Raw genomic sequence first — 22,097 nt, forward strand, 5'->3', positions numbered from 1 at the left:
GCCCTGTTGTCAAAAACCAACATGGAAAACCGAAGGAGCGCCGAAAACGTCATATCCAGCGCCAATGCGCCTCTCCAGGGAAGCCAAAGCCCCCCAAATGCCTTAAGATTGTTTCCAGCACGCAGGAAACCCAGTAGCTATTCCTTTGAACCAGCTCTTGGCGTTGCTATACTGGCCCCGTTTTCCTGATATGCGGCGGGGGTTCGCTGCGAGTCACTTATCCAGCTTCAAGCTCAACGAGGAGAAACATGAACAAACCCTCCAAATTCGCTCTGGCGCTCGCCTTCGCCGCCGTCACGGCCTCTGGTGTAGCTTCCGCGCAAACCGTGGACAACTGGCGCAACCCGTTCGGTGACGTTTGGAAGAACGGCACGAACGAACTGTGCTGGCGCGATGCATTCTGGACCCCGGCCACCGGTATCCCCGGTTGCGACGGCGTGCCGGTTGCACAACAGAAGGCGAAGCCGGCCCCGATGGCGGCCAAGGTCGTGTTCAATGCTGACACGTTCTTCGACTTCGACAAGTCGACGCTGAAGCCCGAAGGCCGTCAGCTGCTGGACCAAGTCGCCCAGCAAGCTCGCGGTATCGACCTCGAAACCATCATTGCTGTGGGCCACACCGACTCGATCGGTACCGAAGCCTACAACCAGAAGCTGTCCGAGCGCCGCGCCGCTTCGGTCAAGACCTACCTGGTCAGCAAGGGTATCGACCCGAACCGTATCTACACGGAAGGCAAGGGTGAGCTGAACCCGATCGCTTCCAACAAGACGAAGGAAGGCCGCGCCCAAAACCGTCGCGTTGAGATCGAAATCGTGGGTAGCCGCAAGTAATTGCTGGACTAGCTACAATAAGGGGGCCTCGCATAGCGAGGCCCTTTTTTTCGCCAGCCACGCACCAAAGCGGTGCAGGGTTGCGCCGCCCCTCCCTCGCCCGGCGCGATGGACCCCTCTATATATAGAGTCATAGAGTCGCCTTACGCTGAACCTGCCCATGACTACGCAAACCCACGATACCGCCCGCCCCATCAACGCCGACCAGGCCGAAATCGACAAGTTCGGCGCCCTGGCCAGCCGCTGGTGGGATCCCGAAAGCGAGTTCAAGCCCCTGCACGCCATCAACCCGCTGCGGCTGGAATGGATCCAGGAATGCGCAGGCAGCCTGGCGGGCAAGAAGGTGCTGGACGTGGGCTGCGGCGGCGGCATCCTGTCCGAAGCCATGGCGCGCAGCGGCGCCGAGGTGACCGGCATCGACCTGGCCGACAAGTCCCTGAAGGTGGCTCGCCTGCATGGCCTGGAATCGGGCGTGAAGGTGGAGTACCGCAAGGTTCCGGTGGAGGAACTCGCAGCGGAACAACCCGGCCAGTACGACGTGGTGACCTGCATGGAAATGCTGGAACACGTGCCGGATCCGGCGTCCATCGTGCGCGCCTGCTCGACCCTGGTGAAACCGGGCGGCTGGGTGTTCTTCTCGACGCTGAACCGCAATCCCAAGTCCTTCCTGTTCGCCATCGTGGGCGCGGAATATGTCCTGCGCCTGCTGCCGCGCGGCACGCACAGCTATGACCAGTTCATCAAGCCCAGCGAGCTGTCGGCAGCCGCGCGCGGCGCCAACCTGGAACCGGTCAGCATGCGCGGCATGGAATACAACCCGATCACCCAGATCTACACCCTGTCGTCCGACACCTCGGTCAATTACCTGATGGCTACCCGCAAATGAGCGCCCTGATCCTGTTTGACTTCGACGGCACGCTGGCCGACACCGCCCCCGACCTGGCCGCCGCAGCCAACCGCCAGCGCACCCGCAAGGGACTGGAACCTATGCCGTACGAGGCCCTGCGCCCGGTCGCATCCCAGGGCGCCCGCGGCCTGCTGCGCGTGGCGCTGGACCTGAAGCCGGGCGACGCCGACTACGAGCTCACCCGGCTGCAGTTCCTGGAAGACTACGCCGCCGGCTCCACCGTCCACAGCAAGCTGTTTCCCGGCATCGAAGCGCTGCTGGCGGACATCCGCAACCGCGGACTGTCCTGGGGCATCGTGACCAACAAGGTCACCTATCTGACCCTGCCCATCGTCGAATACCTGGACCTGACGCGCGACAGTGCCGTCCTGGTCTGCGGCGACACCACGGCTCACGCCAAGCCGCACCCGCTGCCGCTGCAGCACGCCGCGCGCGAAGCCGGCTTCGCCGTAGACCGTTGCGTCTATGTCGGCGACGATCTGCGCGACATCCAGGCCGCGCACGCGGCGGGCATGCCGGCGGTCGCGGCCGCTTACGGCTACGTCGGCGAAGACGACAACATCACGGCCTGGGAAGCGGAAACCTGCGCCAATTCCCCCGCGGAACTCTGGTCCGCCATCCAGCCGCTGCTGCCCAGCGACCTGCGGTAAGCCTGCCTGACCGGGCCGCCACGCGGCCCGGCTCCTGTCTTGCTGTTGTTCGTGAAAATTAGTTGAGTTTCCCGAACAATATTTCCGAAACCAGGGCCTTTATCCTGAAACCAAAGTCACTTAAAGTGTGGCTTATGCAAGGCATGCGGGTGCTTCCCGATTGCCTTTTCCGGCTGATGCCGGAGGTTGCGGACACCGCCGTCCGCCACTGATCCCTGCCACGGCGCCCTTCGGCCCCGTTGCTCTGCCCGGCATTCAGGCCGGCGCACACCTGACCTTTTTTAGACCGCCCACAACGCCCCCCGCGCGCCGCCTTGCCGCGTCGCGCCAGAGGAATGCCTATGCTATTGCCCATCCTGTTACTTTCCGCCGCCGGCTTCACCATCCTGACGACAGAGTTCCTGATCATCGGGCTGCTGCCCGGCCTGGCCCGCGACCTGAACGTCACCGTGTCCCAGGCCGGCCTGCTGGTATCGCTGTTCGCCTTCACGGTGGCGGCGACCGGTCCGCTGCTCACGGCGCTCATGGCCAACATAGAGCGCAAGCGCCTGTTCATTGGCGTGCTGGTGCTGTTCGGCCTGTCCAACGCCCTGGCGGCCGTCGCGCCGAACATCTGGGTCATGGCCGTGGCGCGCCTCGTCCCTGCCCTGGCTCTGCCGGTGTTCTGGTCGCTGGCCAGCGCCACGGCCGTGGAACTGGTCGGCCCGGCGCGCGCCGGCCGCGCCATCTCCATGGTTGCCTTCGGCATCGTCGCGGCCACGGTATTCGGCATCCCCATCGGCGTGCTGATTTCCGACGCCTTCGGCTGGCGCGCCGCCTTTGGCGTGCTGTCGGCGGTGGCGTTCGCCAAGGCCCTGCTCTTGCTGTTCGCCTTCCCCAGCACCCGCATCCGCGCCGACAGCGTCAAGCTCATCACGCAGCTGCGCATCCTGCGCAACCCGATCGTGGTCGGCCATGTGCTGCTGTCGCTGCTGGTCTTCACCGGCATGTTCACGGCCTACACCTACCTGGCGGACATGCTGGAGCGGCTGGCCGGTTTCAACGGCCAGATCGTCGGTTGGACGATGATGGCATTCGGCGCCGTCGGTTTGATCGGCAACACCCTGGGCGGCCGCATGGTGGACCGCAGCCCCCTGGGCGCGACCGCCTTGTTCTCGGCGCTGATGGCGGCAGGATTGGCCGTGATCGCCCCCGTGATGCAGTCGCACGGACTGCTGGCCGTGGCGCTGGGCGTCTGGGGCATTGCGCAAGCCGCGCTCTTCATCGTCTGCCACGTGCGGCTGATGAAGTCCGCGCCGGAAGCGCCGGCCTTTGCCGCGTCCCTGAATATCTCGGGCGCCAACACCGGCATCGGCCTGGGCGCCGTGGTCGGCGGGTACGTCATCGACAACTACGGACTGGCCTCGCTGGGCTGGGCCGCGGCCGTCATCGTCGGCATCTCCGTGGTCCTGGCCTTCGCGCTGATGGCGGCTTCGCGCCCGCGCCGGGAGCCCAAGGCGGCCTGCGCCAACGCCGTGTGACGGCCCGCCTGTATCGTCTGCGCCACGCCCGGGCATGGCGGCGCAGACGATGCAGCAGGCTATGGCGTTTCCCAGTACAATAGATCCTCTTGGGGCCGATCCGGATTCGACGTGGGTCGCGAAACAACTCAGGGCATGCCGAGCACCAGTACGCTCGTTAAACCACTGGAACACTACAAACGCCAACGACGAGCGTTTCGCTCTCGCCGCTTAAGCGGTGAGCCGCTGCACTGATCTGTCCTTGGGTCAGGCGGGGGAAGGCAACTTCCTAGGGGGGCAACCCTCGAACCGCAGCAGCGACATTCACAAGGAATCGGTTTGAACTGGGGTCACACGGTTCAAATTTAAATTACGTGAATCGCTCTGGTCCGGCCTGTCGGTTGGCTAAGTCCAGGGTTAAAACCAAATAAATCGACTACGCATGTAGAACTGGTTGCGGAGGGCTTGCGGACGGGGGTTCAATTCCCCCCGGCTCCACCAAATACCGCAGAAGGCCGGTCTGATTCAAAGTCAGACCGGCCTTTTTTATTTGCCTGCGCCGGCCGGCGCTGTGCTCACACCTCCAGCCTGAACTGCGGCAAGGTGATCTCGTCCGACACCCGTTCGAAACACACCCGCACCCGGCTTCCTATCCGGACCGCCTCGGGCGGGGTGTCGATGATGTTGGCCATCATGCGCACGCCTTCGTCCAGGTCGATCATGGCGACCACATATGGCACTTTTTCGCTCAGGGCGGCATTGCTCGGACGCCGGTTGACGGTGTAGGTGTAGACGGTGCCCAGTCCTGCGGAGTCGATCCACTCGATGTCGTCGGACAGGCAGGCGGCGCAGAATTCGCGCGGATAGAACTGGCGCGTCTTGCAGCAGGCGCATTGCTGGATGACCAGGCGGCTTTCCTTCGCCGCATCCCAGTAAGGCTGGGTGATCCGGGTCGGTTGCGGCAGCGGGCGTTGGGCGAGTTCCATGGTCAGACTCCGAGTATCAGGGTGGTGTTGCAGGAAAAAACCAGGCCTGGCGCGTGCACCAGGGCCAGTTCGGCGCGGGGCAGCTGGCGCTCGCCGCATTCCTTGCGCAATTGGTGCACGGCCTCGAGCAGCAGCAGCATGCCAAACTGGCCGGGATGGTTGTAGGACAGGCCGCCGCCCGAGGTATTGATGGGGAAGTCGCCCCCCGGAGCCAGGCGTCCGTCCGCCACGAAGGCCCCACCCTCCCCGCGCTTGCAGAAGCCCAGTTCTTCCAGCGACTGGATCACGCCGATGGTGAAATGGTCGTAGATCTGCACCACGTCGATGTCGGCGCGCGTGACGCCGGCCATGGCGAGCGCGGCGTCGGCCGTCTGCGCCACATTGGTGTCCAGCCAGTCCGCCGTGTTGAAGGGCGTGTAGTGGTGCGAGAAGGATTCGGCGATGCCCATCACGTAGACCGGCGGCCGCTTGAGCTCTCGCGCTCGCGCCGCGGACGTGATGATGACCGCGCCGCCGGCGTCGGTCACCAGGCAGCAGTCACGCTGGCGCAAGGGGTCGGCAATCAACTTGGACGCCATGACTTCCTCGATCGAGGTGTCCTCGCGGCGGTAGGCCTTGGGGTTGAGCTGCGCCCATTTGCGCGCCGCCACCGCCACTTCGGCCAGGTCCTTGTGGGTGGTGCCGTAGCGCTGCATGTGCAGCTGCGCCACCATCGCGTAGTAGCCGATAGGGCTCAGCTGCCCATACGGCGTGATGAACTGTCCGCGCGGCATGCGCATGTCTTCGGGCGTGCCGCCCACCTTGCGCGTGCCGTCCGACAGCTGGGTGCTGCCGTAGGCCACCAGCGCCACCTCGCACATGCCGGCCTCGATGGCGGCCATGGCGTGGCGGATGTGCATGACGCTGGACATGCCGCCCACGCTGGTCGAATCCACATAGCGCGGCCGTATGCCCAGGTATTCCGCCAGGTGCAGCCCGGCGAACTTGTCGTCCACGTGCGCGAACACGCCGTCGACGTCCTTGAGCGTCAGGCCGGCATCGCGCAGCGCGCGGGCCGCTGCCTGCGCCTGCAGGTCCAGCGAGGTCATCCCGGGCACTTTCCCCAGGTCGGATTCGGCGGCGCCGACGATGGCAACCGATTTCGAGAGATGCTTGCTCATGTAGGGATCTGTTCCTGTCGAAGTCGAAGAAGAAGAAAGTTCAAAGCGTCCGTGCGATCAGCTCTCGCATCACTTCCGAGGCGCCGCCGTAGATCCGGTTGGGCCGCACGTCGGTGTAGGCGCGGGCGATGGGGTATTCACGCATGTAGCCGTAGCCGCCGTGGAACTGCAGCAGGTCGTCGATGGCGCTGGTGGCTTCAGATGCCCACAGCTTGGCCATGGCCGCGCCGCCGGCATCGAGCTCGCCATCCAGGTATTGCTGCACGCAACCGTCGACGAAGGCGCGAGTGGCGGCGGCCAGGGTCTTGATGTCTGCCAGCTTGAAGCGGATGTGCTGGTTGTCGATCAACGCCTTGTCAAAGGCGCGCCTGTCCTTGGTGTAGTCGACGGTCCATTGCAGCGCGCTCTCCAGCGCCATGGCGCAGCGCACCGCGATCATCAGGCGCTCGCGCACCAGTTCCTTCATCAGATAGCCGAAGCCCTGGCCTGGCTCGCCCAGCATGTCCTCGTCCGGCACGAACATGTCCTGGAAGAAGAGTTCGGCCGTGTCCTGCGCCTTCTGCCCGACCTTGTCCAGCAGGCGTCCGCGCGTGAATCCGGGCGTCGCGGTATCGACCCAGAACAGGCTGATGCCGCGCGCGCCGGCTGCCGGATCGGTCTTGGCCACCACCAGCACGCGGTCGGCATGGAAGCCGTTGGTGATGAAGGTCTTCTGGCCGTTGATGACGTAGCCGCCCTGCGCGCGGACCGCCGCGGTGCGTATCGCCTTGACGTCGCTGCCCGCGCCCGGCTCGGTCATGGCGATGGACGCCACGATATCGCCCTGGGCCATGCCGGGCAGGTCGCGCTGCTTCTGGCGCTCGGTGCCGAAGTTCAGCAGATACGGCGCGACGATATCGGAATGGGTGGTGAAGCCGGTGACGCCGGTGGCCAGCGCACGGGCGATCTCTTCCACCACGATGATCGTGTGCAGGAAGTCGCCGCCGCCCCCGCCGTATTCCTCGGGCGTGCTGGGCAGCAGGATGCCGGCCGCGCCGGCCTTGCGCCACAGTTCGCGCGGCACCAGGCCTTCCTGTTCCCATTGGTAGTGATGCGGCGTGATCTCTTGCCCGATGAAGCGCGCCACGGTGTCGCGGAACAGGTCATGCTCCGCCGAGAAAAGCTTGCGCTGCCGATTCATGCTGCCTCCTGATCTTTCATGGCGGGCCGCCTAGGCTTGCGGCCAGTAACGTTGCTTGACCAGGCGCTTGAGCAGCTTGCCGGTCTCGGTGCGCGGCATGTCGCTGGAAAAGTCCACGCTCTTCGGGCACTTGATGGGCGAGATCCGGTCGCGGCAATAGTCGATCAACTGCCGCGCCAGGTCGGGGCTGGCCGTGGCCGGATCGCGCAATTGCACGACGGCCTTGACCTCCTCGCCGAACTCCGGGTTCGGCACGCCGACCACTGCTACGTCCGCCACCGCGGGATGCATGCTCAGCAGGTTCTCGGCTTCCTGGGGATAGATGTTGACGCCGCCCGACACGATCATGTTGGACAGGCGATCGGTCAGGTACAGATAGCCGTCCTGGTCCAGGTAGCCGATATCGCCGTAGGTGGCCCAGCCGCGCGCGTTGTAGGCGCCGCGCGTCTTGGCCGGGTCCTTGTGGTATTCGAAGGAGCCGCCGCCGGAAAAATAGATGACGCCTGGCTGGCCCGGGGGCAGTTCGTTCAGCCCGTCCTCGCTCATGATGTGGGCCTGGCCGAACTCCGGCCGGCCGACCGAGCCGCGGTGCGCCAGCCACTCATCGGAGCCCAGCGAGGTGCGTCCCACCAGTTCGGTGCCGCTGTAGTACTCGTACAGGATCGGCCCCCACCACGCGATCATGGCTTCCTTGACGTCGGCGGGGCACGGCGCGGCCGCATGCACGGCGTAGCGCAACGTGGACAGGTCGTGGCGCGTGCGCTCCTCCTGCGGCAGGCGCAGCAAGCGGATGAACATGGTCGGCACCCATTGCGAATGCGTGACGCCATGGGTGGCGATGGCCTCCAGCGCAGCGGCCGCGTCGAATTTTTCCATCATCACGCAGCTGCCGCCCGCCCGCAGCGCCGCCATATTCCAGCGCACCGGGGCCGCGTGATAGAACGGCGCGGTGGACAGATAGACGGTGTCGCGGTCGAAAGCTTTCCAGGCGCTGCTGGGCGCATCGCCAACGCGGAAATAGCGGTTGGCCACCGACAGCGGGCGCTTGATGCCCTTGGGCAGCCCGGTGGTGCCCGACGAATACAGGAAGTCCGTGCCTTCCGGGGTTTCAGGCAGGGCCACGTCATCGGCGTAGCGGCCGATCCAGTCTTCGTACGGGATTGCGCTGGCGTCCGCGCCGTCCATGCTGACGCGCAGCACGCCGCGCGCATCCAGCTCGTCCGCATCCGTTTCGGCCTGCGTGTGACCGGAATAGAACAGCACCCGCGCGTCGCAGTTTTCGATGATGTAGCGCGCTTCCTCGCGCTTGAGGTGGCGGCTGATGGTGGTGTAGTACAGGCCGACGCGGTGCGCGGCCCACAACAGTTCGAAGAAGCGCGGATGGTTTTCCAGGAATACCGCGATCACATCGCCGGATTGCAGGCCGGCGTCCAGCATGGCCGCCGCGCATTTGCGGCTGCGCAGTTCCAACTCGCGCCAGGTCACCGCGGTGCCGGACGGAATCATGCGGTAGGCGATGCCATCGGGCATCTCCCGGGCATGGGCTTCAAGTACTGACATGGTTCACCTCTGGTTTTTCTCAATGCGCCAGGCTGGCGGCGCCGTGGCTCAGCACCACCGTGCCGCGCTCGTGGGCCAGCGCGCGGAATTGCAGGCGGTCGCCGTCGCGCCAGATCTCCACGCGCAGAGTCTCGCCCGGGAAGAACGGCGCGGAAAAGCGCGCGGCGATGGCGCCCAGCCGTTGCGGCGCCGCCGGCGCGCAAGCCTGCAGCAAGGCTCGCGCCGCCATGCCGTAGGTGCACAGGCCATGCAGGATGGGCCGGTCGAAGCCGGCGGTGCGCGCCATGTGCGGCAGCGCGTGCACCGGATTGAGATCGCCGTTCAGGCGATAGAGCAACGCCTGCTGCGGCAGCGTGGACAGCAGCACGACCTGATCGGGTTCGCGTTGCGGCGTGGCCGGCAGGGCCTCGGGCGGCTCGTCGCCCTGGCCGAAGCCGCCATCGGCGCGGCAGAACGACACATGCTCCACCGTGGCCAACGGCGCGCCGCTGTCGGCATCCGAAATGTCGCGCACGGTGACTACCAGCGCACCCTTGCTGGCGCCTTTGTCCACGACGCGCGTGACGCGGGTCTGGCTGCGCACCGCGCCGGCCGCGGCCAGCGGCGCATGGAAGGTCATGCGGTGCTCGCCGTGCAGGATCCTGACCCAGTCTATGCCGGTGGCCGGATCGGCGGCCCAGCCATTGGGCGCGCCGATGGTGGCCAGGAAAGTCGGCACCACGGCCGTCCCGTCCTCGTGCACGTAGCGCAGCTCGGCTTCATCGGCCGGATCGCTGCCGTAGCCCAGGCCCAGCGCGTAGATCATGCAGTCGCGCGCGCTGTAGCGGTCGACGCGGTCCTCGAACTTCCAGTTGCGCAGGTTTTGATAATCGATTGCCATGGATCATGCCTCCCTACGCATGCCGGCGGCGCCAGGCCGCCGGCATGCTGGTCATTCCGCCTTGATGCCGGCGGCCTTGATGATTTTTTCCCAGCGGTCTTTTTCCGACCGGATGAAGCTGTCGAACTCGGCCGGCGTGCCGCCCAGCGGAATGCCGCCCTGCTGCGCCAGCTGCTTTTTCACCTCTTCATCGGCCAGGACCGCGTTGAGCTCCTTGTTCAACCGCGCGACCACCGCTGGCGGCGTGCGCGCCGCGACCAGCACGCCCAGCCAGGCGCCGACGTCGACATCGGGATAGCCTTGCTCGGCCAGCGTCGGCACGTCGGGCAGGATCTGGCTGCGTTCGCGGGTGGTGACCGCCAGCGCCCGCAGCCTGCCCGCCTTGACCAGCGGCGCCACGGTGATCACGTTCTCGACCGTGAAGTCGACCTGGCCTGCGACCAGGTCGTTGGTCGCGGGCGCGGCGCCCTTGTAGGGCACGGTGACAGCGGTGAAGTCCAGGCGGTTCTTCAGCAGCTCGCCGCCCAGGTGTCCGGACGTGCCGATCATGGAAACCGCCATGGACAGATTGCCCTGCTTCTTGCGGGCATAGTCGCGGAACTCGGCCAGCGTCTTGACCGGCGCGTTGGCGTTGACCACCAGCGCGTTCGGCATGGTGATGATGCGGATCACCGGGGCGAAGTCGGACATGGCGTACGGCAGTTTGCTGTACAGCGTGTAATTGACCGCGTTCGGGCCGCTGCTGCCCATGACCATCGTGTAGCCGTCGGGCTCGGCGCGCAGCAGGCCTTGCATGCCCAGGATGCCGGCCGCGCCTGCCATGTTTTCCACCACCACCGGCTGGCCGAGCCGCTCCGACAGCTTCTTGCCTATCACCCGGCTGGTGATGTCCAGGATCCCGCCGGGCGAACTGGGCGCGATCAGGCGCAGGGGCTTGTTCGGATAGTCATCGGCCGCGTGCGACATCTGCGGCAAGGTCATTGCGGTCATCAGGCCGGCCAGCACTGCCAGCGTGTATCGCCTGCGTGTGTTCATGTATGTCTCCTGATTGGTCTTGTGTCCGCGGGCTTGTGGCGCCCGCTGTCTCGAATCCGGCAAACGGACCCGTTGCCGCGCGTCAGTCCACCTTCATGCCGGTGGCATCGACCACGCCCTGCCACTTCTTCACTTCGCTCTTCAGGAAGGCCCGCGCCTCTTCGGGGCCGCCAGTCAGGGGCCGGGCGTAGATCCGGTCCATGAATTCCTGGACATCCGGCTGCTTGTTGATGTCGGCCACGGCATCGGCCAGCGTCTTCAGGACCGGCGCCGGCACCTTGGCGGGGGCCGCAATGAAGTACACCGCTTCCACGTCGTAGCCCTTGAGGCCGGCTTCCTCGATGGTGGGCAGGTCGGGCATCGCCTTCATGCGCTCGCGCCCGGTGACAGCCAGCGCCTTCAGCTTCTTGGACTGCACCAGCGGAATGGCCGTGGAAACGCTGCCGAACATCATGTCCACGGTGCCCGACATCAGGTCCACCTCGGCCGGCGACACGCCCTTGTAGGGCACGTGGGTCATGTCGACGCCGGCCATGACCTTGAACAGCTCGCCCGCCAGGTGGATGGACGAGCCCATGCCGGCCGAGGCGAAAGTCAGCTTGTTGCCGCCGGCCTTGGCCTTGCTGATCAGGTCGTCGACACCCTGGATGCTGGAGCCGGGCGGCACCACCAGGATGTTGGGCGTGGAGGCCACCATGCCTATGGGCATCAGGTCGCGCTCCCAGTCGTAGGGGTTGCGCTTCATGGCGGCGTTGGCCGCCACATAGTTGGCCGCCATCGCGATGGTGTAGCCGTCGGCCGGGGCCTGCGTCAGCGCCTGGATCGCGATGTTGCCGCCCGCGCCGGGGCGGTTTTCCACGATGAATGTCTGGTTGAAACGTTCGCCGAGCTTTTTGGCGTACAGGCGGGCAAGCAAGTCCGTGGCGCCGCCGGGCGCGAAGCCCACGTACACCCGCACCGGCTTGTCCGGATAAGCGTCGGCCCCGCTGGCTGCGCCTGCGGCAGCCAGGCTCAGTACCGCGGCCAACAATCCCTTCAACATTGCCATGAGTCGATCTCCTTCCGTTTTTTTAGAGATATGGGAATGTCGGGCCAACTTATTCCGACATGCCGAACAGTATAACGACGTGCCGATATTAATTGTCAAGAATTCCGGTGGTGTGTATATTTGTTCGGAACCTCGGAATAAATTCAAACTTGCCAGGCGCCTATCCCGGGATATCGGATTTCGGGCCCAGCGTGCCGGGCGCCATCAGCTACAGAAGGGGAATGGAGATGGACCTGCAACTCACCGGTAAAGTCGCCGTCATCACGGGTTCCGGCCGCGGCATTGGCTACGCGTCGGCACTGGCCCTGGCGCAGGAAGGCGCCCGCATCGTCATTACCGACATCAATCCCGAATCGGTGGAACAGGCGGTAGCCAACCTGAAGCAGGCCGGCCACGAGGCCATCGGCGCCGTGCTCGACGTCTGCGACGCGGAACAGGTGCAGACCATGGCCGAGCTGGCCGCGCACAAGTTCGGCGGCATCGACATCCTGGTCAACAACGCCGGCTTCACGCGCGACAAGTACCTGCTCAAGATGCCGGTGGAGGACTGGGATTCGGTGGTCGACACCATCCTGAAAGGCGCCTACTACTGCACCAAGGCCGCCCTGCCCTCGATGATGGAAAGGAAGTGGGGCCGCGTCATCAACATCGCCTCGCGCGCGCACTGGGGCAATCCCGGCCAGACCAACTACTCGGCTGCGAAGGCGGGCCTGATCGGCTTCACCCGCGCGCTGGCGCTGGAACAGGGCAAGTTCAACATCACCGCCAACGCCATCGCCCCGGGACTGATCGAAACGCCGCTGGTGCGCGGCCTGTCCACCTACGAAACCCTGCGCGCCAATGCGCTGGCGCGCCAGCCGGTGCCACGCCTGGGCGCGGTCGAGGACATCGCCAACGCGGTGGCCTTCCTGGCCTCTGAACGGTCCTCCTTCATCACGGGCGAACTGCTGCATGTGACCGGCGGCCGCTACGCTTCGTAAAACGCTCCTCCCTTCCGGAATCCGATCAGCCATGCAAAGCGCAAGCCCTGCCAGCCCATCCCCGCTTCCCGTCCAGCAGCCGCTGGAGGTCGGCCATTGCTTCGAATCCGCCGGCCGCACCATTACCGAAAGCGACATCGTCAACTTCGCCTGCCTGTCCGGCGACTTCAACCGCCTGCACGTCGACCACGAGTACGCCAGCGCCACGCCCTTCGGCCAGCGCATCGCCCACGGCCTGCTGGTGCTGTCCGTGCTGTCCGGGCTGACCACCCAGTCCAGCGGCTACCGCCAGCTGGAACCCTACGTGCTGGCGCTGATCGACATCAACTGCCGCTTTCCCAAACCCACCTTCATCGGCGACACCATCGTCGTGCGAGTGACGATGACCGAAAAAACCGGGCAGTACCGGCCGGGCAAGGACAAGGTGGTGTTCCGGCGCGAAGCCGTCAACCAGCGCGGCGAGGTGGTGGTCCAGGCCGACTTCGCGATGGTGCTGCGGTCCATGGAGGGCGCGGCATGAAACCGTTCGCAGACCTGACGCGCTTCGTCAATCCGCGCAATGTGGCCGTGGTCGGCGCTTCTGCCCGCGAATCCAGCCAGGGGCGCCGCCTGTACGACAACCTGGTGCTGCATTCGTCGGTGCCGGGCGAGGTGTACGCGGTCAACCCGGCCTACCAGGAAATCGGCGGCCGGCCCTGCTGGCCATCCATCAGCGCCCTGCCGCCAGCCGAGATCGACGTGGCCCTGATCATGATCAACGCCTCGCTGGTGCTGGATGCCTTGCGGCAATGCGCGGCGCGCGGGATCCCTTTCGCGGTGGTCATGACCTCCGGCTTTTCCGAGGCAGGCGAGGAAGGCCGGCGCCTGGAACGCGAGATCGCCGAGCTGTGCGAGGCTACCGGCCTGCACGTCTACGGGCCGAACTGTCCGGGCTTCGTGAACGTGCGTGACCGCCTGGGCATGACCTTCTCGCCCGCCTTCAAGGACGATCTGAACACCGGCTCCATCGGCTTGGCGACCCAGGGCGGCGGACTCGGCCGCAACCTGCTGCAGGGCCTGTCCTACGGCCAGGGAGTGGGCCTGTGGTTCTCCGCCGGCAACGAGGTCGACCTGGAGATTCCTGACTTCATCGCCCACATGGCGAACGATCCGAAAACCAGCGTGATCGCCTTGCTGATGGAAGGCGTGAAGCACGGCAGGCGGCTGACGGCGGCGCTGGAACTGGCGCGCGCCCGCAACAAGCCGGTGGTGGTGCTGAAGGTGGGCCGGTCGGAAGCCGGCGTACGCGCCGCGCAGTCGCACACGGCGTCGGTGGCCGGCACGGCTGCGGTCAACAGCGCTGTGTTCCGGCAGTTCGGCGCAATCGAAGTGGACGACCTGGACCAGCTGCTGGCGGTCTCGCGCCTGCTGACGCGCATCACGCCCAAGAGCGGCAACGGCCTGTGCATCCATACCTTCTCGGGCGGCACCGCCGCGCTGGCCGCCGACATCGCCGGCGCAGCCGGCCTGCCGATGGCGGTGTTCGCGCCCGAGACCAAGGCCGCCTTGCGCAAGCTGCTGCCGGATTTCGCCAGTATCGACAACCCGGTAGACACCACTGCCGACATCCTGCGCAACCCCGAAGCCTCGGCGGCCTGCCTGCGCGCGATATGCGCCGACCCGGCGGTGGGCACGGTGCTGTTCCCCATCCCCATGGATTACGGTTCCATCACCGACGGCATGGCGCAGGCCATCGCCACGGTGGCGGCCGAAACCGAAACTCTGATCGTGCCGGTCTGGATGAGCCGGCGGTTGGGCGGCGGTTTCCAACTGCTGGAAACCGCCGGCCTGCTGCCGTTCCTGTCGCTGTCGGACGCGATCGCGGCCCTGTCCAAGGCCATACCGTGGAAGCGGCCCGAACGCGCGACGGCGGCAGCGCCCGCGCACGCCGATGCCGCATCCGACCAGGCCCGCATGCTTAGCGAAGCCGCGGCCAAGGCCATGCTGCGCGCGGCCGGCCTGCCAATACCCGAAGGAGTGGTTGCCGCCACCGCCGAGCAGGCAGCCCGCGAGGCCGAGCGCCTGGGCTTTCCCGTGGTGATGAAGGTGGTCAGCGCCCAGATCGCGCACAAGACCGAAGCGGGCGGCGTCAAGCTGGGCATCGCCAGCGCCGGCGCGGCGCGCGAAGCCTATGCCACCATTCATGAATCGGTCGCACGCCACCAGCCGGACGCCATCATCGACGGCATCCTGGTGGAGCGCATGCTGCCGCCGGGCGGCCGCGAGGTGCTGGTCGGCGTGCATAGCGATGCGGCCTTCGGCCTGGTGCTGACCTTCGGCCTGGGCGGCATCTTCGTCGAAACCATCCGCGACGTGGCCCACCGCATGGTGCCATTGTCGCGCGACGATGCGCGCGCCCTGCTGCGCGAGATCCGTTACGCCGACATGCTGGACGGCGTGCGCGGCCAGGCGCCCGCCGACCTTGCCGCGCTGGAGGACCTGATCCTGCGGGTCTCGGACTTTGCCTGGAGCCGCCGCGACACCTTGCAGGAACTGGAGCTCAACCCGGTCTGGGTCGGCGCCGAAGGACAGGGCGCGATGCCGCTGGACGCGCTGATCGGCCTGCGCCCCGGCGCGGATGCCAGCCTGGAGCAACGCCCCTCATGACCGCCGCCGCAACGCCCTCCTCGACCATATCCGCCTAGGACTCGCATGGACTTCTCACTGGACTCCACCCAGATCGAATTGCGCGACTCGCTGCGCCGCTACCTGACGGCCGAAGTCGCGCCCATCGTCAACCGCTACGAGGCCGAAGCCCGCGTGGTGCCGCAGGACATGGTCCGCGCCATGCGCGACTTCGGCCTGTTGGGCGGCATGCTGCAGGAAAAGGACGGCGGCTACGGCCTGCCGATGACGACCTACGGCATGCTGATAGCCGAGCTCGCGCGCGTCTGGCCGTCGCTGCGCAGCATCGTCAGCACCAGCAATCTCGCCGCCTCGGTGCTGAGCGACGGCGGCTCGCCCTACCTCAAGGAAAAGTACCTGCCGCGCGTCCTGTCGGGCGACGCGATCGCCAGCTTCGCGCTGAGCGAACCCAACATTGGTTCGGACGCGGCCCATGTCGAAACGCGCGCGGTGCAGACCGAAACCGGCTGGCGGGTCAACGGCCGCAAGCTCTACATCAGCCTGGGCACGGTCTGCGAGCTGGGCGTGGTGTTCGTGCAGACCCAGCGGGATGGCGGCGAACGCGGCGTGTCCTGCCTGCTGTTCGAGCGCGCCATGCAAGGCTTTTCGTCCAGCCCCATCGACAAGATGGGCATGCTGAGCTGCCCGTTGGGCGAGCTGCTGTTCGAAGACGTGGAGATCCCCGCGGCCAACCTGATCGGCGCCGAGGGCAAGGGCTTCGCGCTGGCCAAGAAGTACCTCAACATCGGCCGCTGCGTGGTGGCGTTTTCCGCGTTGGGCATCGCCGAGGCCGCCTATGAGGCGGCGGTAAAATACGCCGGCGACCGGGTCCAGTTCGGCCGGCCCATAGGCGGCTTCCAGCTGGTGCAGCATATGATCGCCGACATGATGACGCTGGTCGAAACCTCGCGCCTGCTGTGCTGGCGCGCCGCCGACGCGCTGGACCGCAACGCCGCCGACAGCCAGATGCTATGTTCGATGGCCAAGCGCCATGCCACCGACGCCGTGCTGCGCGTGGCGGAACTGTCCATGCAGGTGCATGGCGGCGCAGGCTACACCACGCTGTTCCCCGTCGAGCGTCATTACCGCGACGCCCGCCACCTGAGCATTGCCGAAGGCACCAACCAGATCCAGGCCCTGCTCATGGCGCAAAGCGTATTAGGCATTTCCGCGTTGAAATGACCGGCTACGCAAACGCCCGGGCCGGTTCCACTATCCACTCCGACATCCTATGCCGCAAATCCTCCCTACCGCACAGCGCGTGCTGCAAGTCTTCGAAGTCTATGCGCGGGAGCGCCGTCCCCTGACGAATTCGGAAATGGCGCGCTTTCTCGACCTGGCCGACAGCAGTTGCTCGGACCTGCTCTACACGCTGCGCCAGGCAGGCTACCTGTTGCGCACGCCCAAGTCGCGCTACTTCCACCCGACGGGCAGGCTGCTCGACGTGGCCCAGGGCATTTCGGCGGCCGACCCGCTGCAAGCCTTCGCGTCCGAAGCGCTGGAGATCCTGACGCGCCAGTCCGGCGAATCCTCGATGTGCGGCCTGCTCGACGGCAACAAGGTGAAGATCTACGCCAGCCAGGAAAGCCCGCGCGCCTTGCGCTACGTGGTGCAGCCCGGCACCACCTTCGACCTGCAGGTCGCGGCGCTGGGCAAGGCGCTGCTGGGTGAAATGGACGCCGCAGAACGCAACGCCGTGATCGATGCGCTGCCGTTCGAACACGTCACGGCCAGCAGCATCACCGACCCCGGCACCTTGCGCACGCAGATCGAATCCCAGCTGGAAAAGAAGTACTTCCACACCCGCGACGAAGGCAATGAAGGCGTCTCGGCCATCGGCATCGCCGGGCGTGTCGGCGGACAGTTGACTGCCCTGTCCATCGTCGGCCCGACCCATCGCATGGACGCCAACATGGAGAAGTACACCCAGGTCATCCTGGACGCGCGCGCCGAATTCTTCGAAGCCTGAGAACCCGACACATCATGGAGTGACGATAGACATGGCTGGTCCCCTGAACGGATTGACGGTGGTGGAAATGGCCGGCATCGGGCCCGGCCCGTTCTGCGCCATGATGTTGGCGGACATGGGCGCGGACGTGATCCGCATCGACCGGCTTGCGCCCGGCTTCCTGGGCGGCGGCGGTACCATCATCGACCGGGGCCGGCGCACGATCGCGCTGGATCTCAAGAAGCCCGGCGCGACCGACATCGTGCTGCGGCTGCTGGACCGGGCGGACGCCTTGCTGGAAGGCTTCCGCCCGGGCGTGATGGAAAGGCTGGGCCTGGGGCCGGACGAATGCCTGGCGCGCAATCCGCGGCTGGTGTACGGACGCATGACGGGCTGGGGCCAGGACGGACCGCTGGCGCAGGCGGCCGGCCATGACCTGAACTACATCGCCATCACCGGCGCGCTGCACGCCATGGGACATGCCGACCGGCCGCCGACGCCGCCGCTGCATCTGGTCGGCGACATGGCCGGCGGCGCCATGATGCTGGCCTTCGGCGTGCTTTGCGGCCTGCTCGAGGCCGGCCGCACGGGCCGGGGCCAGGTGGTGGACGCAGCCATCTGCGACGGCGCGTCCCTGCTGGCGAGCGCCTACCACGGCAAGCTGCAAGACGGAGGCTGGATCAACCAGCGCCAGTCCAACATGCTGGACGGCGGCGCCCATTTCTACGGCTGCTATGCCTGCGCGGACGGCAAGTACGTTTCCATCGGCGCGATCGAACCGCAGTTCTACCGCCTGCTGCTGGAGCGTTGCGGCATCGACGACCCGGACTTCCAGCAGCAATGGGAACGCGCGCAATGGCCGCAGCTGCGCGCCAAGCTGGCCGGCATCATCGCGGGCCGCACCCGCGAGCAATGGTGCGCGCTGCTCGAAGGCACGGATGCCTGCTTCGCGCCGGTGCTGGACTTCGAGGAAGCGCCGCGGCACCCCCACCATGTGGCGCGCAACAGTTTCATCGAAACCGGCGGCATCGTGCACCCCGCCCCCGCGCCGCGGCTTTCGCGCACGCCCGGGCAGGCTCGCGCAGTGCCCGCGCCCGGTGCGCACACAGAAGAATTGCTGGCGGAACTGGGCCTGGCGCCAGCCGAGATCCAGGCCCTGCGCGAACGCGGCGCCATCGCCTGAGCGCCCGCGGCAGCTTGCGGCCGGATCCGCATGGCGCGGCCCGGCCATCATGGAAGGCAGACATGGAGACCGATCCGATGCAAGTCATCTCTAGCGAGTTCAAGACCCTGCTCTATGCCGTGGAAGGCGGCGTCGCCACCATCACGCTGAACCGCCCCGCCCAGCGCAACGCGCTGGACATGGTCATGCGCGAAGAGCTGGCCCATCTGGTGGGCGAGATCCGGCGCGACCGCGGCGTGCGCGTCGTGATCCTGGCCGGCGCGGGCGGCGCCTTCTGCTCGGGCGGCGACATCTCCACCATGGGCTCCGGCGGCTCCGCCGAAGAGGCGCGCGAACGCATGGCCAGCCTGCTCCTGACGATAGAAGGCCTGATCACGCTGGACCGGCCGGTGATCGCGGCGGTCGACGGCCCGGCCTATGGCGCCGGGCTGGGCCTGGCCCTGACCGCCGACCTGATCCTGGCCTCGCCGCGGGCGCGCTTCTGCCTGTCCTTCCTGCGGCTGGGGGCCATCCCCGATTGCGCCACCATGTACACGCTGCCGCGCATGGTGGGCCTGCAACGCGCCAAGGAACTGGCCTTCTCCACCCGCGAATTCGAGGCGCAGGAAGCCCGCGACATGGGCATCGTGTTCGAGATCCAGCCGCAGGAGGCGATCCACGAGCGCGCGCGGCAGATCGCGCTATCCATGGCAGAACTGCCCATGGCGGCGCTGGCGATCACCAAGCGCGGCTTCAACGCTTCGCTCAACAGCGACCTGAACGCGATGCTGGACCTGGAAGCCGCGGGCCAGGGCGTGGCCCGCTCCACCGACTACCACCGCGAGGCGGCCGGCCGCTTTCTCGACAAGGTGGCGCAACGCTTCCAGTGGCCGGCGGCCGGCCTCTAGCCCGAGGTCCGCGCGCTTGCCCGCCGCGCCAGCGTGCAGTAGTACTCGGCCGCCGGCGTCAGCGGCAGGCCGGCGCGCTGCACGATGCATACCGGCGGCGCGGGCAGCGGTTCCTTGACGCGGATTTCCTGGAACACGCCTTGCAGCAGCGGATACTGCAGCCATTGCACCGGCAGCATCATCAGCAGGTCGGAATTGGTCAGGGCCGTGATGAAGGTCAGCGCGGACTGGGCCTTCAAGGCCAGGTGCGGCGGCGGCAGGCCATGCTTCTCGAACAGCGGACCCAGCTCTTCTTCGGCCTTGTGCGTGATGGAGGTGGTGATCCATTGCGCCCCGGCCAGGTCGCGCAGGGAACGGGCGCGCGCCAGCGGATGGCCCTTGCGGCCGATGATCACGCGCGTGTTGTCGAAGAGCTTTTCCACCTGTAGTTCGCCAGGCGTGCGCGCGGGCACCGGCCCGATGTAGAAGTCCACGGTGCCATCCAGCAGGGACGCCTCCACCAGCGGGTAGACCCCGTCGATGATCTCCAGATGAGTATCCGGGTAGCGCGCCCGGAACTCGCGCAACACTTCGGCGAACAGTCCCAGATGCGGCGCGGTCGACATGCACAGCGTGACGCGTCCGCGGGACGCGCCGTTCAACTGGCCGATCTCGTCGCGCGCACGCTGCAGCTCATGGCGGATGGCGTTGGCCCGCCTGAGGAACACGGCGCCCATGGGGGTCAGGCGCACGCCCTTGGCATGCCGTTCGAACAGCACGCACCCCAGCTCTTTCTCGAGTTCGCGGATGCTGCGCGAGATGGCCGGCTGAGGCGCGTCCAGATGGCGGGCCGCGGCCCTGACGCCGCCGCGTTCGGCCACGGCCAGGAAATCCCGCAGGGTGTTGAGCTTCATGGAAGTGAATCAAATTTGATATCGGTAAGCCAATTCTGCCATCTTTCAGCATCATGGACATAGGCCTAGGATGCTTCCAAAGCCTGCAGGTGAGCAGGCAACCGAGGAGACCGAAGGTGGAGAAGCGAGCCTCGCCCCGCGTGCTGATCGTGGGCGCCGGACCGGCCGGACTGAGTCTGGCGATCGAACTGGGGCACAGAAGGATTCCGTGCCTGCTCATCGAGCGCAACGACCGCGTGGGATACGCGCCGCGCGCCAAGACGACCAATGTGCGCACGCGCGAACACCTGCGCCGCTGGGGCATCGCCGACCGATTGCGCGCGGCGTCGCCGCTGGGCGCGTACTACCCCTCCAACGTCGTGTTCTGCACCCGCCTGGCCGGCGTCGAACTCGGGCGGCACGAGAACGCCATGTACTGCGCCCCCGGCCGCAATCCGCTGTACTCGGAACACGCGCAGTGGATACCCCAGTACACCGTGGAAGAGGTCTTGCGTTCGCATGCCTCCTCGCTACCCGACGTGGAGATACGGTTCCGCTCCGAGCTGCTGGACCTGACGCAGGATGCCGGCGGAGTGCACGCGCGCTTGCGCGATCTGGCGCAAGGCCGGGACATCGAACTGGAAGTGGATTACCTGGTGGGCGCCGACGGCGCCCGCAGCCTGGTGCGGGACCTGATCGGCACGCGCATGGAAGGCAGCTACGGGCTGTCCCGCAACTACAACATCGTGTTCCGCGCCCCCGGACTGGCCCAGGCCCATCGGCACGGCCCCGCCATCATGTACTGGCAGATCAACGGCGACGCGCCCAGCCTGATCGGTCCGATGGACAGCGGCGACACCTGGTTCTTCATGCCCACTCACGTGGACCCGCAGCAACGCGCCAGCGACATCGACGCGCGCGCCATGATCGCCCGCGCCACCGGCATCGACCTGCCATACGAGGTGCTCAGCAGCGACGAGTGGACCGCCAGCAAGCTGCTGGGCGACCGCTACCGCCAAGGGCGCGTCTTCCTGGTGGGCGATGCCTGCCATCTGCATCCGCCCTTCGGCGGCTATGGCATGAACATGGGGGTGGCCGACAGCGTGGACCTGGGCTGGAAGCTGGCCGCGGCGCTGCAAGGCTGGGGCGGCCCCGCCCTCATCGACAGCTATCAACGGGAACGCCGGCCCGTGCACCAATGGGTGCTCGACGAAGCCGAACACAACCATTCGATCCTCGGCAATCATTTGCTGGCGGACCATCTTGAAGACGCTGGCGCCGCAGGCGAGCGGGCGCGCCAGGAAGCCGGCGCGCGCATCCGCGCGGCGAAGATGCGCGAGTTCTCCACCCTGGGCGTGGTGCTGGGCTACCAGTACGCGGACTCTCCCGTCATCGTGCCCGACGGCAGCCCCGAGCCGGCCCGGGACTTCATCAACTACACGCCCTCGTCCCGTCCCGGCGCCCTGGCGCCGCATGCCTGGCTGCATGACGGCAGCTCGCTGTACGACCATTTCGGCCCGGGTTTTACCCTGCTGGCCTTGCCCACGGCGGCCGCCCGCGACGTCGATGCCGCCGTATCCGCAGCGCAGGCTGCGGGCGTGCCCTTGACGCTGATCCGTCCGGACGAAGGCGGCGTGGCCAACCTCTACCCCGCCCCGCTCACCCTGATCCGGCCCGACCAGCACGTCGCCTGGCGCGGCGCCGCGTGGCCGGATACCGACCTGTACGCCCGGGTGACAGGGCGCAACTGAAACCACAGCCGGCGCAGTGCTGCCCCGCGCCGCCGCCATCCCAGCCTAGAGAGATCCGCCACCAAGGCGGACGACAG

At 66.7% G+C, this 22,097-nt stretch carries 20 protein-coding genes and 1 other RNA gene; 13 read left to right on the plus strand and 8 right to left on the minus strand.

Translation table 11 applies throughout. The annotated features are described in order from the left end of the window. The first annotated feature begins 248 nt into the window (after positions 1-248). The 5 genes from ompA (at position 249) to ssrA (ending at position 4,387) form a co-directional block, all read left to right on the plus strand. Positions 249-830, plus strand: a complete 582-nt coding sequence (gene ompA / locus AC1RHV_RS21185; protein WP_013392385.1) for an outer membrane protein OmpA — start codon at positions 249-251, stop codon at positions 828-830. A gap of 160 nt (positions 831-990) precedes the next feature. Continuing rightward, the gene (gene ubiG / locus AC1RHV_RS21190; protein ID WP_054450880.1) at positions 991-1,716 is read left to right on the plus strand and encodes a bifunctional 2-polyprenyl-6-hydroxyphenol methylase/3-demethylubiquinol 3-O-methyltransferase UbiG; all 726 of its coding nucleotides are present in this window, start codon (positions 991-993) and stop codon (positions 1,714-1,716) included. Continuing rightward, positions 1,713-2,387 (plus strand): HAD-IA family hydrolase, encoded by a 675-nt coding sequence (locus AC1RHV_RS21195; protein ID WP_492301913.1) that lies wholly within the window; start codon positions 1,713-1,715, stop codon positions 2,385-2,387. Before ubiG ends, AC1RHV_RS21195 begins: the two co-directional genes overlap by 4 nt. Before the next feature lie 341 nt (positions 2,388-2,728). After that, positions 2,729-3,907: an MFS transporter gene (locus AC1RHV_RS21200; RefSeq protein WP_119450907.1), complete on the plus strand. Its 1,179-nt coding sequence runs from the start codon at positions 2,729-2,731 to the stop codon at positions 3,905-3,907. A gap of 91 nt (positions 3,908-3,998) precedes the next feature. Next, positions 3,999-4,387: a transfer-messenger RNA gene (gene ssrA / locus AC1RHV_RS21205) on the plus strand. Positions 4,388-4,461: 74 nt separating this feature from the next. Here ssrA and AC1RHV_RS21210 read toward each other — a convergent pair. The 7 genes from AC1RHV_RS21210 to AC1RHV_RS21240 all read right to left on the minus strand — a co-directional run bounded on the left by AC1RHV_RS21210 (position 4,462) and on the right by AC1RHV_RS21240 (position 11,735). After that, on the minus strand, positions 4,462-4,872 hold the full coding sequence (locus AC1RHV_RS21210; protein ID WP_492301915.1) for a Zn-ribbon domain-containing OB-fold protein: 411 nt from the start codon (positions 4,870-4,872) through the stop codon (positions 4,462-4,464). 2 nt (positions 4,873-4,874) lie between these two features. After that, positions 4,875-6,032, minus strand: a complete 1,158-nt coding sequence (locus AC1RHV_RS21215; protein WP_119450909.1) for an acetyl-CoA acetyltransferase — start codon at positions 6,030-6,032, stop codon at positions 4,875-4,877. A 40-nt stretch (positions 6,033-6,072) separates the two neighbouring features. Then, positions 6,073-7,212 carry an acyl-CoA dehydrogenase family protein gene (locus AC1RHV_RS21220; RefSeq protein ID WP_492301917.1) on the minus strand — a complete coding sequence of 380 codons (1,140 nt, stop codon included), beginning with the start codon at positions 7,210-7,212 and terminating at the stop codon, positions 6,073-6,075. A 30-nt stretch (positions 7,213-7,242) separates the two neighbouring features. Continuing rightward, positions 7,243-8,772 carry an AMP-binding protein gene (locus AC1RHV_RS21225; protein ID WP_492301918.1) on the minus strand — a complete coding sequence of 510 codons (1,530 nt, stop codon included), beginning with the start codon at positions 8,770-8,772 and terminating at the stop codon, positions 7,243-7,245. Positions 8,773-8,791: 19 nt separating this feature from the next. Then, positions 8,792-9,652: a MaoC/PaaZ C-terminal domain-containing protein gene (locus AC1RHV_RS21230; protein WP_492301920.1), complete on the minus strand. Its 861-nt coding sequence runs from the start codon at positions 9,650-9,652 to the stop codon at positions 8,792-8,794. A gap of 51 nt (positions 9,653-9,703) precedes the next feature. Continuing rightward, positions 9,704-10,687, minus strand: a complete 984-nt coding sequence (locus AC1RHV_RS21235; RefSeq protein WP_054450860.1) for a Bug family tripartite tricarboxylate transporter substrate binding protein — start codon at positions 10,685-10,687, stop codon at positions 9,704-9,706. Positions 10,688-10,769: 82 nt separating this feature from the next. Continuing rightward, positions 10,770-11,735 (minus strand): tripartite tricarboxylate transporter substrate binding protein, encoded by a 966-nt coding sequence (locus AC1RHV_RS21240; RefSeq protein WP_460360224.1) that lies wholly within the window; start codon positions 11,733-11,735, stop codon positions 10,770-10,772. A 227-nt stretch (positions 11,736-11,962) separates the two neighbouring features. Here AC1RHV_RS21240 and fabG point away from each other — a divergent pair, with 227 nt between their 5' ends. The 7 genes from fabG (at position 11,963) to AC1RHV_RS21275 (ending at position 19,397) form a co-directional block, all read left to right on the plus strand. Next, positions 11,963-12,715 (plus strand): 3-oxoacyl-ACP reductase FabG, encoded by a 753-nt coding sequence (gene fabG / locus AC1RHV_RS21245; RefSeq protein WP_119450912.1) that lies wholly within the window; start codon positions 11,963-11,965, stop codon positions 12,713-12,715. Between the two features lie 31 nt (positions 12,716-12,746). Continuing rightward, on the plus strand, positions 12,747-13,235 hold the full coding sequence (locus AC1RHV_RS21250; RefSeq protein WP_460360225.1) for a MaoC/PaaZ C-terminal domain-containing protein: 489 nt from the start codon (positions 12,747-12,749) through the stop codon (positions 13,233-13,235). Continuing rightward, on the plus strand, positions 13,232-15,361 hold the full coding sequence (locus AC1RHV_RS21255; RefSeq protein WP_346546839.1) for an acetate--CoA ligase family protein: 2,130 nt from the start codon (positions 13,232-13,234) through the stop codon (positions 15,359-15,361). The genes AC1RHV_RS21250 and AC1RHV_RS21255 overlap by 4 nt, the downstream gene beginning before the upstream one ends. A 45-nt stretch (positions 15,362-15,406) precedes the next feature. After that, complete coding sequence (locus AC1RHV_RS21260) at positions 15,407-16,561, plus strand: acyl-CoA dehydrogenase family protein (protein ID WP_125472801.1); 1,155 nt, start codon at positions 15,407-15,409, stop codon at positions 16,559-16,561. 49 nt (positions 16,562-16,610) lie between these two features. After that, positions 16,611-17,348: an IclR family transcriptional regulator gene (locus AC1RHV_RS21265; protein ID WP_054450848.1), complete on the plus strand. Its 738-nt coding sequence runs from the start codon at positions 16,611-16,613 to the stop codon at positions 17,346-17,348. Positions 17,349-17,379: 31 nt separating this feature from the next. Continuing rightward, the gene (locus AC1RHV_RS21270) at positions 17,380-18,510 is read left to right on the plus strand and encodes a CaiB/BaiF CoA transferase family protein (RefSeq protein ID WP_192329995.1); all 1,131 of its coding nucleotides are present in this window, start codon (positions 17,380-17,382) and stop codon (positions 18,508-18,510) included. A 62-nt stretch (positions 18,511-18,572) separates the two neighbouring features. Continuing rightward, a complete protein-coding gene (locus tag AC1RHV_RS21275; protein ID WP_054450846.1) occupies positions 18,573-19,397 on the plus strand; it encodes an enoyl-CoA hydratase/isomerase family protein in 825 nt (274 codons plus the stop codon). Here AC1RHV_RS21275 and AC1RHV_RS21280 read toward each other — a convergent pair. After that, positions 19,394-20,290, minus strand: coding sequence for a LysR family transcriptional regulator (locus AC1RHV_RS21280; protein ID WP_054450843.1), 897 nt, complete (start codon positions 20,288-20,290; stop codon positions 19,394-19,396). The two genes, AC1RHV_RS21275 and AC1RHV_RS21280, sit on opposite strands and share 4 nt — an antisense overlap. A gap of 116 nt (positions 20,291-20,406) precedes the next feature. On the opposite strand from AC1RHV_RS21280, the gene AC1RHV_RS21285 reads away from it, so the two are divergent. Next, positions 20,407-22,020 carry an FAD-dependent monooxygenase gene (locus tag AC1RHV_RS21285; protein ID WP_492301922.1) on the plus strand — a complete coding sequence of 538 codons (1,614 nt, stop codon included), beginning with the start codon at positions 20,407-20,409 and terminating at the stop codon, positions 22,018-22,020. The last annotated feature ends 77 nt before the right edge of the window (positions 22,021-22,097 follow it).

This window comes from Achromobacter sp. GW823-FHT04E03 (assembly GCF_058796095.1).